Origin of the sequence: Rothia uropygialis (assembly GCF_004137765.1) — a bacterium.
Classification (GTDB): Bacteria; Actinomycetota; Actinomycetes; order Actinomycetales; family Micrococcaceae; genus Rothia.
Genome location: NZ_NOIS01000001.1, coordinates 714,834 through 729,953 on the forward strand (window position 1 = coordinate 714,834; position 15,120 = coordinate 729,953).

12 protein-coding genes and 2 tRNA genes are annotated in these 15,120 nt (G+C 60.1%); 13 read left to right on the plus strand and 1 reads right to left on the minus strand.

What is annotated here, in order from left to right; genetic code table 11:
- Positions 1–57: 57 nt before the first annotated feature.
- Entirely contained in the window at positions 58–510 is a 453-nt protein-coding gene (locus tag EWV35_RS03235; RefSeq protein ID WP_129658061.1) for a hypothetical protein, read from the minus strand.
- A 410-nt stretch (positions 511–920) separates the two neighbouring features.
- On the opposite strand from EWV35_RS03235, the gene EWV35_RS03240 reads away from it, so the two are divergent.
- From EWV35_RS03240 to EWV35_RS03300, 13 genes are all read left to right on the plus strand, one after another.
- Positions 921–2,738, plus strand: coding sequence for an acetolactate synthase large subunit (locus EWV35_RS03240; protein ID WP_129658063.1), 1,818 nt, complete (start codon positions 921–923; stop codon positions 2,736–2,738).
- 2 nt (positions 2,739–2,740) lie between these two features.
- The gene (ilvN, locus tag EWV35_RS03245) at positions 2,741–3,250 is read left to right on the plus strand and encodes an acetolactate synthase small subunit (RefSeq protein ID WP_129658065.1); all 510 of its coding nucleotides are present in this window, start codon (positions 2,741–2,743) and stop codon (positions 3,248–3,250) included.
- Between the two features lie 171 nt (positions 3,251–3,421).
- Positions 3,422–4,447, plus strand: a complete 1,026-nt coding sequence (gene ilvC / locus EWV35_RS03250) for a ketol-acid reductoisomerase (RefSeq protein ID WP_129658067.1) — start codon at positions 3,422–3,424, stop codon at positions 4,445–4,447.
- Between the two features lie 125 nt (positions 4,448–4,572).
- The gene (gene serA / locus EWV35_RS03255) at positions 4,573–6,177 is read left to right on the plus strand and encodes a phosphoglycerate dehydrogenase (RefSeq protein ID WP_129658069.1); all 1,605 of its coding nucleotides are present in this window, start codon (positions 4,573–4,575) and stop codon (positions 6,175–6,177) included.
- Between the two features lie 144 nt (positions 6,178–6,321).
- Positions 6,322–7,875: a methionine--tRNA ligase gene (gene metG / locus EWV35_RS03260; protein ID WP_129658071.1), complete on the plus strand. Its 1,554-nt coding sequence runs from the start codon at positions 6,322–6,324 to the stop codon at positions 7,873–7,875.
- A gap of 107 nt (positions 7,876–7,982) precedes the next feature.
- Positions 7,983–8,591, plus strand: coding sequence for a hypothetical protein (locus tag EWV35_RS03265; RefSeq protein ID WP_129658073.1), 609 nt, complete (start codon positions 7,983–7,985; stop codon positions 8,589–8,591).
- The gene (locus EWV35_RS03270) at positions 8,588–9,181 is read left to right on the plus strand and encodes a hypothetical protein (protein WP_129658075.1); all 594 of its coding nucleotides are present in this window, start codon (positions 8,588–8,590) and stop codon (positions 9,179–9,181) included. Before EWV35_RS03265 ends, EWV35_RS03270 begins: the two co-directional genes overlap by 4 nt.
- Positions 9,182–9,268: 87 nt before the next feature.
- Positions 9,269–10,336 carry a 3-isopropylmalate dehydrogenase gene (locus EWV35_RS03275; RefSeq protein ID WP_129658077.1) on the plus strand — a complete coding sequence of 356 codons (1,068 nt, stop codon included), beginning with the start codon at positions 9,269–9,271 and terminating at the stop codon, positions 10,334–10,336.
- Between the two features lie 94 nt (positions 10,337–10,430).
- Entirely contained in the window at positions 10,431–11,528 is a 1,098-nt protein-coding gene (locus tag EWV35_RS03280; protein ID WP_129658079.1) for a branched-chain amino acid aminotransferase, read from the plus strand.
- Positions 11,529–11,638: 110 nt separating this feature from the next.
- Positions 11,639–12,415: a fumarylacetoacetate hydrolase family protein gene (locus EWV35_RS03285; protein WP_129658081.1), complete on the plus strand. Its 777-nt coding sequence runs from the start codon at positions 11,639–11,641 to the stop codon at positions 12,413–12,415.
- A gap of 69 nt (positions 12,416–12,484) precedes the next feature.
- Positions 12,485–14,008 (plus strand): glutamate--tRNA ligase, encoded by a 1,524-nt coding sequence (gene gltX / locus EWV35_RS03290; protein WP_129658083.1) that lies wholly within the window; start codon positions 12,485–12,487, stop codon positions 14,006–14,008.
- A 230-nt stretch (positions 14,009–14,238) separates the two neighbouring features.
- Positions 14,239–14,310, plus strand: a tRNA-Gln gene (locus EWV35_RS03295).
- Positions 14,311–14,437: 127 nt separating this feature from the next.
- Positions 14,438–14,510, plus strand: a tRNA-Glu gene (locus EWV35_RS03300).
- The last annotated feature ends 610 nt before the right edge of the window (positions 14,511–15,120 follow it).

Here is a 15,120-nt window from a genome sequence, read left to right on the forward strand (position 1 = left end):
ATACGCAGGGCCATCACCCCGTGCAAGTTGAAACCCACCACTGTGACGCAGGAGACCTCAGACCGAGACGAGGTCCTGAATGTAGGACAAGAAGTCATCGGCATCGGCTTCCTGTTCGAGGACTTCCGCGCCGTACGCGGTTTCGATCTCCACGAGAGGGAGCACATTCAGGTCGAAGGAAGACCCGGAGGTCGTCTCGAGGGCGAGTTCCCCATGAGTCGTGCTTGTGGCATCCACGAGGTTCGTATTGTCGATGGCGATCGGAAGGCCCAAAGAAGCCAAAACCTGGGGGTCGAAGGGCGCCACGATCACCTCGGAGGGATAACGGCGATAACCGAGGATGAAATGTTGTTGCGGAGTGACTTGGTGGTCAACGGCGGAAGGCTCATTGTATGTAGCGCGGCCGGTCGCGTAGACCAAGTTGTATGCGCCGTAATTCATGACCTGACTGTCGAAGACGGTGTGCAACCGTTCCGCCAGGTTCAGGGGGGACTCCGTTTCGGGGGACATGCCTAAAGTCTATCCAGGCCCGGCCCGTTACCGAATGGTATGACGCACATCATCTCACTCCTGACATGCGATGCCTCTCCCGTCGAGAACGGGTGCGAACGGAATCTGTGGTGTGGATTTCACATTCTGAAACGTTTTTGACCCTTTCACGCCCCGACCCGGATTATGAGTTCATGGCACATCACGAGTCTCTCGTTCTTACCGGTGTACGCGTCTCGCTTATTATTGCGGGTCGCGCGGCAAACCTGGCCTAGAACGAGAAAACCTCGTACCGCGCAGACCCCTCACCGACATCTAGGTCGAGGGGTTTTTTCGTGTCAGGTCGAATCCCACCGGAAACGAACGAGCACCAGGCGGAACCACAGACACCGCCGCAACGCAGCACACAGCAGAAGCAGAAGGACGATCACATGAGCAACGAATCGTCGGCGACGCCGGCCACGGTTGCCGCCTCGACTTCAGGGTCGCAGAGCAGCGCCCCAAGAATTACGGGTTCGGAAGCGGTCATTCGCACGCTGGAAAAACTTGGAGTCACCGATGTTTTCGGTCTTCCCGGCGGGGCGATTCTGCCCACGTATGATCCGTTACTGGATTCCGAGATCATCAATCATATTCTCGTTCGTCATGAGCAGGGCGCCGGGCACGCAGCCGAAGGATATGCTCTGGCCACCGGAAAGGTCGGAGTCTGCATCGCCACGAGCGGTCCGGGCGCCACCAATCTGATCACCGCTCTGGCCGATGCCCATATGGACTCGGTCCCTATGGTTGCGATCACGGGGCAGGTCTCGTCCAAAGTTTTGGGAACGGACGCTTTCCAAGAAGCAGACATCGTCGGTATGACGATGCCCGTTACGAAGCACTCCTACATGGCGACCCGTCCTGAGGACGTTCCGCGGATGATCATGGAAGCCTTTCATCTGGCCTCGACCGGCCGTCCCGGCCCCGTGCTCGTGGACATCACCAAAGACGCCCAGCAGGGCCTGATGTCCTTCACCTGGCCGGTGGACATGCAGCTGCGCGGGTATCACCCCGTTGTCCGGGGGCACAACAAGCAGGTCCGAGAAGCAGCGAGGTTGCTGAATGCTGCCGGACAACCCGTTCTGTACGTCGGCGGCGGAACCCTCCGTGCAGGCGCCTCACAGGAACTCGCCGAACTGGTCCGTGTGACCGATGCGCCCGTGGTCACGACTCTTACGGCGCGCGGCGCATTCCCCGATTCGGATCCGCACCACCTGGGGATGCCGGGTATGCACGGATCCGTCCCGGCTGTCACGTCGATGCAAAAAGCGGACCTGATCATTGCTCTGGGCGCGCGGTTCGACGACCGGGTCACCGGCGTCGTCGACTCCTTCGCCCCGAATGCAAAGATCGTCCACGTCGACGTCGATCCCGCGGAGATCTCGAAGATCCGTGTCGCGGACGTGCCGATTGTGGGGGACCTGAAGTCCGTCATCCCAGAATTGGTCGAATGCGTCGAGGAGATTCAGCGCGAAGACGGACGAAGCGACCTCGGCGGCTGGTGGGCCATGCTGAATCGGATCAAGGACGAGTACCCCCTCGGATACGTCCCCACGGACGACGGCTTGGGCTCGCCTCAGCACGTCATCCAGCGGATCGGTCAGTTGACCGGGCCTGAGGCGATCTACGTCTCTGGGGTCGGACAGCATCAGATGTGGTCCGCGCAGTTCATCGGGTACGAGCGGCCGCGCCAATGGCTGAACTCGGCGGGCCTCGGCACGATGGGTTATAGCGTCCCCGCAGCAATGGGGGCGAAGGTCGGTGATCCGGACCGCGTTGTGTGGGCGATCGACGGGGACGGCTGCTTCCAAATGACCAACCAAGAATTGGCGACCTGCGTCCTGAACGACATCCCCATCAAGATTGCCGTGATCAACAATTCCTCGCTGGGCATGGTGCGGCAGTGGCAGACGCTGTTCTACGACGGCCGTTACTCCAACACCCACCTCGACACGGGCCACGACTCCCGGAGGATCCCGGACTTCGTCAAGTTGGCGGAGGCCTACGGGTGTGCCGCGTTCCGTTGCACGAGCGACGAAGACGTCGACGAAACCATCCGAAAAGCGCTGGAGATCAACGATCGGCCCGTGCTGGTCGATTTCACTGTCAGTCCGGATGCCATGGTTTGGCCGATGGTCCCGGCGGGAGTGTCCAACGACGCGATCCAGATCGCCAGAGACACGTCGCCCGACTGGAACGGAGAGGAATAACAATGACTCGTCACACGCTGTCTGTCCTGGTCGAAGACACACCGGGCGTGCTCGCCCGGGTATCCGGATTGTTCGCAAGGCGGCAATTCAATATTGACTCCCTCGCCGTGGGTGCCACCGAAGTCCCGGGAATCTCCCGAATTACTGTGGTGGTTGACGCGGACGGGGTTCTGCTCGAGCAGGTAACCAAGCAACTCAACAAGTTGATTCATGTTCTGAAGATCGTGGAATTGCCATCGGAGACCTCGGTGCAACGCGATCACATCATGATCAAGGTCCGCGCGGATGCCGGAACCCGGATCCAAGTCACGCAGGCCGCAGACCTTTTTCGCGCTTCGATCGTCGACGTCTCCACCGAGTCGGTCGTCATCGAGGCCACGGGGGCCCCGGACAAACTCCGGGCCCTTTTGGAGGTGCTGGAACCCTTCGGCATACGAGAAATCGTTCGTGCCGGAACCCTCGGCATCGGGCGCGGAGTGCGCTCGATGAGCGAGAGGGCCCTCCGCAATTAGTTGTCTCGGCGAGTTCACTGGTCTCGCGGAGCGTTCATAAACCTGTCATGCATCGGTACATTCCGGCGCACCGTGACCCGGCAGGCTAGGCTTAAAACCTAGTGGCCGGGCCACGAAGACCATCAACCGTGGGCAAGAGCCCGCGGGGAAGATAGAGGAGTTCTCAATCCCATGGCTGAAATCTTTTACGACGACGACGCAAACCTCGCGGCGATCCAGGACCGTTCCGTCGCCATCATCGGTTATGGATCCCAGGGTCACGCACACGCGCTGAACCTTCGGGATTCGGGCATCGACGTTCGTATCGGCCTCGCCGAGGGCTCGTCCTCGCGGGCCAAGGCCGAAGCTGAAGGCCTTCGCGTCCTGACCGTCGCGGAAGCCGTCGAAGAAGCCGACGTCATCATGATCCTGACCCCGGACCAGGTCCAGGCGAAGATCTACAAGGAATCGATCGAGCCGAACCTTGAGCCCGGCGATGCCCTGTTCTTCGCCCACGGGTTCAATATTCGGTTCGACTACATCCAGCCGATCGACGGCGTCGACGTTGCGATGGTTGCGCCGAAGGGCCCCGGCCACACCGTGCGCCGCGAATTCGAAGCGGGCCGCGGCGTTCCGGCCTTGGTTGCCGTCGAGGTGGACGCATCCGGCAAGGCTCTCGAGCTCGCTCTGGCCTACGCCAAGGGTCTCGGTGCGAGCCGCGCCGGCGTCATCAAGACGACCTTCACCGAGGAGACGGAGTCCGATCTCTTCGGCGAGCAGGCTGTTTTGTGCGGCGGCGTCTCGCAGTTGATCCAGTACGGATTCGAGACGCTGACCGAGGCCGGTTACCAGCCCGAAATCGCGTACTTCGAGGTGTGCCACGAGCTCAAGCTGATCGTCGACCTGATCAACGAGGGCGGAATCACCAAGCAGCGTTGGTCCTGCTCCGATACCGCGGAGTATGGCGACTACGTTTCCGGCCCCCGGATCATCACCCCCGAGGTCAAGGATCACATGAAGGCCGTTCTTTCGGACATTCAGGACGGAACCTTCGCTCATCGCTTCATGGACGACCAGGCCAACGGCGGCAAGGAGTTCCAGGAACTCCGCGAGAAGGGCGCGTCCCACCCGATCGAGAAGACCGGCCAGGAGCTGCGCAAGCTGTTCTCCTGGAAGTCTTCCGACGCCGACTACACGGACGGCTCGGCAGCCCGCTAAACGTCGGAACCTGATGACGGTTCTCCAACGGCCGGTCATCCGCTGCAACGGATGACCGGCCGTTCCCCTTTTGTCTTTCATTTCCCCTATTTCTGGCACCGAACAATCTCCAAAGGAATCCGACTTTGACTGAAACGCCTGTTGTCCTTCTGGCCGAGGAACTCTCACCCGCGACGGTCGACGCCCTCGGCGAAGGCTTCGAAATTCGCAAGACCAATGGCGCCGACCGCGAATCGTTGCTGCGCGATATAGCCGACGTGGACGCGATCATGATTCGTTCCGCGACCCGGCTGGATGCGGAAGCCTTGGAAGCGGCCCGTCGCCTGAAGGTCGTTGCTCGCGCTGGAGTCGGCCTCGATAACGTCGACATCGCCGCGGCCACTGCGGCCGGCGTCATGGTCGTCAACGCGCCGACCTCGAACATCATTTCCGCGGCTGAGCTGACGGTCGGCCACATTCTCGGTCTGTCCCGCAACATTTCGGCGGCCGACGCCTCCATGCGAGACGGGCAATGGAGGCGCTCCCAGTACACCGGCGTCGAACTCTTTGAGAAGAAGGTCGGCATCATCGGTCTGGGACGCATCGGTGGTTTGGTCGCAGAACGGCTTCGGGGCTTCGGTACGGAAATTCTGGCCTATGACCCGTTCGTCACGAGCTCGCGTGCGGCGTCGCTCGGTGCGCAGATGGTGGACCTGGACACGTTGTTCCGGGAAGCCGACATCATCACGATTCACATGCCGAAGACACCGGACACGATCGGCATGGTGGATGCCGCGGCATTTGATCTCATGAAGCCGTCCGCCTTTGTCGTCAATGTGGCCCGCGGAGGGCTGATCGACGAGGACGACCTCGCCGAGGCGCTTCGGGCGGGCAAAATCGCGGGCGCAGCAATTGACGTATACGTCTCCGAGCCTCCGGAGGGCGTAGGCTTCGTGGGCATGGACAATGTCGTTACCACTCCGCACCTGGGCGCTTCGACTGTCGAAGCCCAGGAGAAAGCGGGAGTATCGGTTGCCAAATCGGTCAAACTCGCCCTCGAAGGCGAACTGGTCCCGGATGCCGTGAACGTCGCCGGCGGACCCATCGACTCAGACGTGCGCCCGGGAATTCCGTTGGCGGAGAAATTGGGCCGAGTCCTGACCGCGTTGACCCACGATTCGCCCCTGACGAGCGTGGAGGTCAAGGTCGCCGGAGAAATCGCGGACAAAGACGTGTCCTCGCTGAAGCTCGCCGCACTCAAGGGCGTGTTCACCGATGTGGTCTCCGAGAAAGTTTCTTACGTCAACGCTCCCATGATTGCGGAGCAGCGTGAGGTCGAAACGACTCTGGTCACGACCACCGAAGTCGAGGGCTTCCGCAACGAGACCACCTTGTCGGCCATCCTTGCCGATGGGACCCAGGTCTCCGTGTCCGGTACCGTGACAGGGCCCAAGCTGGTCGAGAAGCTGACCGGGGTCAATGGTTTCGATTTCGAGGTCGGGCTGACGGACCACATGCTCATTCTCGATTACCGCGACCGCCCCGGCGTCATCGCCTCAATGGGTACGCTGCTCGGAACCGCGAGTATCAACATCGCCGGAATGCAGGTTTCGCGTGGGGAGAGCCAAGCCAAGGAACAGCGGGCGCTGTCCGTTCTGGCCCTTGACTCCCCGGCTTCCCCCGAGATGGTCTCTTCGATCAAGTCGACGATCGAGGCCGACCGTACGGCGTTCGTCTCCCTCACGGACTGAGTACAGTCGAATTCTCATCGCGACGCCGTCTGCTCACCGTGGTGAGCGGGCGGCGTCGTGTTCGATGAAACCGGAAAATGCAGTATCCACAGTCCACCGAACCGGGGCCGATAAGCCTCGAGTTCTCCTTATAGAGTAGGAGCCATGACTTCCACTTCAGCCGAGCCTTTCTACATCACCACAGCGATCGTCTACCCGAACGGCGATCCCCACATCGGTCACGCGTATGAGCACATTGCGACCGACGTCATGGCACGATTCAAACGCCTGGACGGATACGACGTCCGGTTCATGACGGGCACGGATGAACACGGTCAGAAGATGCAGACCTCGGCCGAAAAACAGGGCATCAGCGCCAAGGATCTGGCCGATCAGAACTCGGCCAAAATCAAAGCGATGGACGATCTCCTGGGTATCAGCTATGACCGTTTCATACGCACCACGGACCCGGATCATGTGGCCTCGTGCCAGGAGATGTGGCGTCGCATGGAAGCCAACGGAGATATCTACCTCGACAAATACGAAGGCTGGTACTCCGTACGCGATGAGGCCTTCTACGGAGAAGACGAGACCGAAGTTCGGGAGGATGGAGTCAGGTATGCGATTCCTACCGACACCGAGGTCGAGTGGACCGAAGAGGAGTCCTACTTCTTCCGGCTCTCCAAGTACCAAGACCGACTCTTGGACCTTTATGCATCAGAGGAGTTTGCGTACCCGGAATACCGTCGCAATGAGGTCGCTTCGTTCGTCAAGTCCGGGTTAAGGGATCTCTCGATTTCTCGAACCACCTTCGACTGGGGGATTCCCGTTCCGGGAAACGAAAAGCACATCATGTATGTGTGGGTCGACGCCCTCACCAATTACATCACCGGGCTCGGTTTCCCGGATACCGACAGCGAACTCTTCCGAAAGTATTGGCCTGCCGATTTCCACGTCATCGGCAAGGACATCACGCGTTTCCACACCATATACTGGCCGGCATTCTTGTGGTCGGCTGGGCTGGACTTGCCGCGAAAGGTCTTCGCACACGGATTCTTACTCGTCGACGGGGCCAAGATGTCCAAGTCCGTGGGCAATGTACTCGATCCGGAGCAATTGGTCGAGAGCTTCGGCGTCGACCCCCTGCGCTTCTTCCTGCTCCGTGAAGTGACCTTCGGTCAGGACGGCTCGTACAGTGCTCCCGCGATCGTCTCACGCATCAATTCCGACCTGTCGAATGATCTCGGCAACCTGGCACAGCGTTCGCTGTCCATGGTCGCGAAGAACTGCGAGGCGGCTGTCCCGAGCCCCGATGAATTCACCGCGCAGGACCGGGCCATCCTGGAGTCAGCCGATGCACTGTACGTTTCGGTGCGGCAGGATTTCGAGAGCTTGGACTATCATCGGGCCTTGGATCGGATCTGGAAGGTCATCGCCGATGTGAATCGCTATTTCACGGCGCAGGAGCCGTGGAAGCTGCGCAAGACCGACCAAACACGGATGGAAACGGTCTTGTACGTGACCCTTGAGTGCCTTCGCATCGTGGCTATCCTGATCCAACCGATCATGCCCGGTTCGATGGCCAAACTGTTGGACCAGCTGGGGCAGCCCGAAGGAGACCAACGGCTCTTCGCGGCGTTACCGCAGCGCATCGTAGCAGGGACCGCGTTGCCGGCCCCGCAGGGGATTTTCCCTCGTTTCGAGGCGCCCAGCGAGTAGAAGACAACGACCGCCTTTGTTATTGCTAATACAAGGTTAGAATCCGGTAGTCATAGGAACCGGATTCTAACCTTGTAAGTTGACCGATGGGGTGCAAGGATCGAAGCATGTTCGTTCTGACTGTCGATCAAGTGGGTTCCAGAAAAAGGCCCGACGCCGTGCCCCAGTTGGTTTCCGTCTCGGGCGAGGCCGTATTGCCCTTTGACCGGACAGCCGGAGACGAGGCTCAAGCGGTGTTCGACAACGCCGGCGCGGCGATCGACTGTGCTCTGAGCCTGGCCTCGGGCGGTGAATGGCACTGTGGTTTGGGACAGGGGCGTATCGAAGAGCCTCTGCCGAGGAGTGCCAGAGAGGGGCGAGGAACGGCGTACATCAACGCTCGCCACGCCGTCGACGAGGCCAAGAAATCGGGTGCGCACCACTTCGGTTTCAGCTCGGATTCACCCTTGGGCGCGGGAATTCAGGCGGGTCTGCGGACCGTCATCGCGGTTTGGGGGAAACGCCGCGACACCACGCGAGAAGCGTACGAGTGGGCTCTCACCGGCAAGACGCAGGCGGAAATAGCCGCACAGTTGAAAATCAGTCAACAGGCGGTATCCGGCCGGTTGGCCGCAGGTATGTATCGTGAACTCGAAGACCTCAAGCGAGAAATGACCCGCTGGGCAGAGTATCTCGATGCTCCCGGTCGTCCCGGGGAGAAGGAGTGGGCCTCATGAGCCAAATAGCCCTTCTGATCATGGTCATTTCCGCTCTTCTCGGGGCCTTTGCCTGCTTCAGGGTCCCGGCAGTCAGCATCCGGACGCGTCGTATATGGACCATTGCGTTCGTGCTACTTCTGGCGGCGGCGGCCCTTCTGGCGACCGGTGGGGCCATCCAGGGGTATTCGGCCCGTTCCGAACCGCTCGTGGCAGTCCTGTCCGTAGTATTTGGCACAGCGTCGGCGGCAATGACCGGGTCCCCGGTAACGGCCGCTGTTCTGCAACTGTCCCTGCGCAGCGGACGAATCTACCGTTCGGGCAAACGAGACACCGACGCCGCCGAACAGATCATCGAAGATCCCGAGCGCGATTCTTCCCTTCATGGCGGTCTGTGGATCGGAGTTCTGGAACGTGTCGGCGTCGCGGTAACCCTCCTGGCGGGATGGCCGACGGGCCTGACCGTTCTGGCGGCCCTCAAGGCCCTGGGCAGATTCACCGAGCTCAAGAAGCCCGATGCTGTCGAACGGTTCATCCTGGGAACTTTCGCCTCGTTCCTCTGGGCCGCAGCCTGGGCGGGTGTTGCAACGCTCCTGGTCCGCGGTGTCTGAACCATGGAGACGTAACGTCTGGTTCACATGGTGAGAAGCCGTCCTACTATGTGGTCACGTCGCCCTCGGCGGAGCTAGCTTATTCCTATGACCGACAGCACGGAATCCCGCAATATCGATTTGGCCGTCATCCCAGGTGACGGTATAGGCCCCGAAGTCACCGAACAGGCCCTTGCCGTTCTGACCACCGCGGCCCGGCGCGAAGGAATCGAGGTCTCGCCGACACCTTACGAGCTCGGTGCCGAAGCGTGGCTCAAAACAGGGCAGACGTTGACCGAGGACAAACTCGCGTCCCTGCGTGAGCACGACGCGATTCTCTTCGGCGCCGTCGGGGCCGACCCCCGCTCGAGGAAGGTCCCGTCCGGCCTCATCGAGCGCGAAATTCTTTTGAAGCTGCGTTTTGCCTTCGATCATTTCATCAACCTGCGCCCGTCGCGTCTCTACCCAGGCGCAGTGTCTCCCCTGAGCAATCCCGGCGACATAGATTTCGTCGTCGTCCGAGAAGGAACCGAAGGTCCGTACGTCGGGAACGGCGGCACGGTCCGGCAGGACACCGAGCACGAGATCGCGACCGAAGTTTCCGTGAACACCGCTCACGGAGTCGAACGCCTGATCCGTTATGCTTTCGACCTTGCCGCCTCCCGCGAACGCCAGCACGTCACCTTGGTCCATAAGCACAACGTCCTGGTTCACGCCGGGGGCCTCTACCGGCGGATCTTCGACCGTATTGCAGGGCAGTACCCACAGGTCTCCACCGATTACATTCACGTCGACGCCGCAACGATCTACATGACCACGAATCCCTCACGGTTCGACGTCATCGTGACGGACAATCTATTCGGCGACATCCTGACCGACCAGGCTGGTGCTATTTCGGGCGGCATTGGCTATGCCGCATGCGGAAATATCAACGCCGAGTTCACGGCACCGTCCATGTTCGAGCCGGTACACGGTTCGGCTCCGGACATCGCAGGGCAAGGTATTGCCGATCCTCGCGCAGCCATACTCGCGAGCGCTCTTTTGCTGCGCCATCTTGGTCATGAACGTGCGGCGGGTAACATCGAAGACGCAGTCGAGGCCGATATGAGGGATAACGGTTCCGAGCGACGAACGACGGTGGACATCGGACAAGCCATCCTCGCCGGAATCTCCTGAGCGCCCCACCGCCGGACGCGACGGATACCGCAAAGATGCGGTGACCGTCGGGGACAACAGAACACCAGCACACTCGCTCGAAACGGAGCCCACCTTGAGAACTTCCTCATTCACCATCACCGAGAACCAGTATCCGACCTCTTCCGAGCGGCTTGCCGAAATTCTGGCCGCTCCCGGGTTCGGCGAGTTCACGACCGATCACGTCGCCAAGGTCGAGTGGACGGGGGATTATTCGACCGGTGGTGAATGGGACCATGCTCGAATTGAGCCCTACGCGCCTCTGAGTCTCGATCCGGCCACGTCGGTTTTCCACTATGGGCAGGAAGTCTTTGAAGGGTTGAAGGCGTATCGGCATCAAGACGGTTCCGTGTGGCTTTTCCGTCCGGAGGCAAATGCCGAGCGTTTCCGTCGCTCGGCGAAGCGACTCGCGTTGCCCGAGCTTCCGACCGAGATTTTCATTGACGCGGTTCATGCTCTGGTCGAGAAAGACTCTCGGTGGATTCCTGAGGGGGAAGGCACCTCCCTGTACATCCGGCCTTTCATGATTGCGACCGAGAAATTCTTGGGGGTTCGCCCCACTCGTGAGGCTCTGTTCGAGGTCATCGCGTCGCCCGCGGCCAATTATTTCGGCAGCCCCGAGCCCGTGGACATTTGGTGGTCTCAGAATTATGCCCGCGCGGGCCAGGGCGGCACGGGAGCAGCAAAGTGCGGCGGAAACTACGCGGCGAGTCTTCTTCCGCAGCTCGAAGGGGAAGCCAAGGGCTGTAAGCAGGTCATGTTCACCGACGAGCATCGAGATCACACGGTTGAGGAACTCGGCGGCATGAATGTCTTCTTCGTCCTCAAGGATGGGACTCTGGTCACGCCGAAGTTGACCGGCACCATTCTGGAGGGTGTCACGCGCAAGTCGATCGTCGAGCTGGCGCAGGAGAACGGAATGAAGGTGGTCGAAAAGACGATCACGGTCGACGAGTGGCAGGCGGGGATCGCACAGGACGAAATCACCGAAATCTTTGCTTGTGGCACGGCAGCGGTCATCGCTCCGATGGGCCGCTTGCTCTACGAAGACGGTGAGATTCCAGCCGCGAGCCAGACGAACGGTGAAGTGACTCAATGGCTGCGCACCCAGCTGACTGGCATTCAGACCGGACGAGTCGAGGATCGCTTCGGGTGGATGACGCGGGTGATCTGACCCGACGTTCCGGCACTGGAGTCAGATGCGAGCGGCCGTCGCAACCAACCGGTGCTTCATGCCGGTGGAGGAGTGGCCACGGTGCGTCGCGTACGCGCTAACCTGGACGTATGCGCATTGCACGATTTACTGCCGAGGACCAGCTGTTTTACGGACGCGTCGACGGTGAGGACGGCCAGGAAACCCTGACCGTTCTGGCTGGCGACCCGTTCTACACAGGAATCAACCCGACCGAAAAGACGTACCCGATTGCGGACGTTCGTCTGGTCGCACCCATCATTCCCCGCTCCAAAGTCGTCGGTGTTGCCCGAAATTGGAGCGAACATGCAAGTGAACTCGGCAACCAGGCGCCGACATCGCCGCAGTTCTTTCTGAAGCCGAATACTTCGGTTGTCGGCCCCGGTGATCCCGTGACCCTTCCCGATTTCAGCGAAGAGGTTTCCTACGAGGCCGAATTGGCCGTAGTGATCGGTCGCATGTGCAAATCGGTCCCGATCGAGCGCGTGCCCGAGGTAGTTTTCGGATACACCTGCGGCAATGACCTGACTGCGCGGGATCTCCAGAAGACGGATCTGCAATGGGCAAGAGCGAAAGGTTTCGACGGTTCATGTCCTTTGGGACCGTGGATCGAGACCGAGCTGGATACCGACGACCTGCCTATCAAGTCGTGGGTGGATGGCGAGCTCAAGCAGGAGGGAACGACGCGGGACATGATCTTCGGCGTGCCCGAACTGGTCTCCCGCATTTCTGACGCCTTCACTTTGTTGCCGGGGGACGTGATTCTGACAGGGACACCCGCCGGAGTCGGTCTGGTCGAAGACGGACAAGAAGTCGAGATCGAGGTCGGTGGCATCGGAGCGCTCGTCAACCGGATGCGACGGGCCTAGTAAGACGCGAATGGCGGGGGAGTTCCCCCGCTTACTACAGAAAACGAAAGCGATGAGTAGCCAAGCATTATGACAACCGAAGCTATCAAGCCGACCGTGAGCGAAGACCGTCCCGTGCGCGTGCGCTTTTGCCCTTCACCTACTGGCACGCCCCACGTGGGGATGGTCCGAACGGCGCTCTTCAACTGGGCCCACGCTCGGCACACCGGAGGCAAGCTCGTTTTCCGAATCGAGGATACGGACGCCAAGCGGGATTCGGAGGAGTCCTTCAACCAAGTGCTCGAATCCCTTCACTGGTTGGGCATTGAGTGGGATGAAGGCGTCGGGGTGGGGGGCCCTCACGAGCCGTACCGCCAGTCCCAGCGGGGTGAGATCTATCGAGATGTTATCCAGAAGCTGATCGACGGGGGATACCTCTATGAAGATTTCTCGACCCCGCAGGAGGTCGAAGAGCGGCATCGTGCCAAGGGCGAAGACCCCAAACTCGGCTATGACAACTTCGATCGGAATCTGACGGAAGAGCAGATATCTGCATTCCGAGCCGAGGGACGCAAGCCGGTGCTCCGGTTGCGGATGCCGGATGAAGACATCACATTCAATGATGTGGTCCGTGGTGAAATCACGTTCAAAGCCGGCTCAGTTCCCGACTACGTCGTGGTCCGGGCCGACGGAAGCCCGTTGTATACGCTGGTCAACCCTGTCGACGACGCTCTGATGAAAATTACCCACGTGCTGCGAGGCGAAGATCTACTTTCCTCGACCCCCCGCCAGATTGCGCTGTATCGCGCATTGGTGGGTGTAGGAGTCGCCGAATTCATTCCCGAATTCGGCCATCTTCCCTATGTCATGGGGCAGGGCAATAAGAAGTTGTCCAAGCGAGACCCGGAATCGAATCTCTTCTTGCTGCGCGACGAAGGATTCATCAAAGAAGGCCTGATCAATTACCTTTCTTTGTTGGGTTGGTCTCTTTCGGCGGACGAGGATATCTTCACCGTCGACCAGCTGATCGAAAACTTCGACGTTCACGACGTTCTGGCCAATCCGGCTCGGTTCGACGTCAAAAAGGCGGAAGCGATCAACGGTCAGCACATTCGAATGCTGGAACCCCAGGACTTCGAAAACCGTCTCCTGCCCTACTTGAGAGACGCAGGAATCGTGGACGACGCCCTGAGCGAGCGCGAACGGCAGATTCTCCGTGAGGCGGCCCCACTAGTTCAGGAACGTATGCAACTGTTGGGTGAAGCTCCGGGACTCCTTGGATTCCTGTTCCGTACTGACGATGAAATCGAGATCGCCGACGACGCGCGCAAGCAGCTCAAGGACTCCGCGCCCGAGGTCTTGGAGGCCGCGCACACGGCCCTGACCGACCTCGAGTCGTGGGATGCGGCATCGATCCAGGAAACCCTTCGGACCGCCATCGTCGACGGCTTGGGGATCAAGCCGCGCCTCGCCTTCGGGCCTGTCCGTATTGCGGTTTCGGGGGCGCGGATCTCCCCGCCACTTTTTGAGTCGCTCGAAATCCTTGGCCGCGAGTCCTCCTTGGCCCGCATTGAGTCGCTTCGACAGGTCTTAGCGACGGCCTCAGAGGCCTGAGCCCTACAACGCCTCCGACGCAGGCTCCTGCCACCTCGGCAGAAGCCTGCGTGGGGGCCGGAGAGGGAAAGGGGCCTTAGAGCCCTGACAGGGCTTCTTCCAGGGTCTGGTCTCTGGTGCGGTAGGGTGGCGGAGACCACGCCACTTCAGGTTGCATGGGGCAGGGTGGGGCTGTAGAGTATTTATTCGTTGCGGAGATGCGGCTGGAGGGTCAAAACTTCACGACATAGTGGGATATGGTGTAATTGGCAACACAGCGGTTTCTGGTACCGTCGTTCTAGGTTCGAGTCCTGGTATCCCAGCGAATGTACCTTTGGGATTTATTCCAAGTGGTGCAATTCACAAATCTCGATTTGGAACTATGCGCAGTTATGTGTAAACTAAATCGAGTCGTCATTGCGGGGAAGTAATTCTCTGCAAAAGACATTTGGCCCCATCGTATAGCGGCCTAGTACTCCGCCCTCTCACGGCGGCAACACCGGTTCGAATCCGGTTGGGGTCACAGGCTACAAAAAGTCCGGCATTTCGGTGCCGGACTTTTTGCTTTTAATGCCCCAATCCCAATGGCGCCCGCTGACAAGGACACGTCAGGGGCATTCCTTTCAGGTACCAAAAAATGTGGCCGTGGCGTGACCTCGGTGTGTAAGCTGCCTGAGGCGGTACGGGATATGTCTGGATGACACCGTGGAGACTCGAATGCGCGAATGGTTCGGTCCAGGTCTCCGCGCATTATCGGGCCGCACCCCTCATAGGGCGTGGAGACCGGATTGGGCATCATCCAGGAGGAGCCTCTGCGGAGCTTGAAAATCAAATGGCGAGACAACCTAAGGGGCTCGTTGCGCGTGTCGATGTCACGGTCTGGGCGTTTGCCCTCCAGAAGTGCTCAGACCATGTGATTCACATGGATCTCACCCAGCGGCTCTCCCGGCGCGGTGGCAAGAAATTTGCAATTCCTCAACCAAGACCACCGCCCGGGCGCCATAGGATGCGAGTGAGTTCTGGAGGGCTTGGGGTCAATGAACAGTTGTCAGGAGTGCTGCAGCCCCCGCGCCGTGACTATGGGCAGGCATGCAGGGGCTTACGCCGGGGCCCGGAAGGCCCTGAACGAGCTT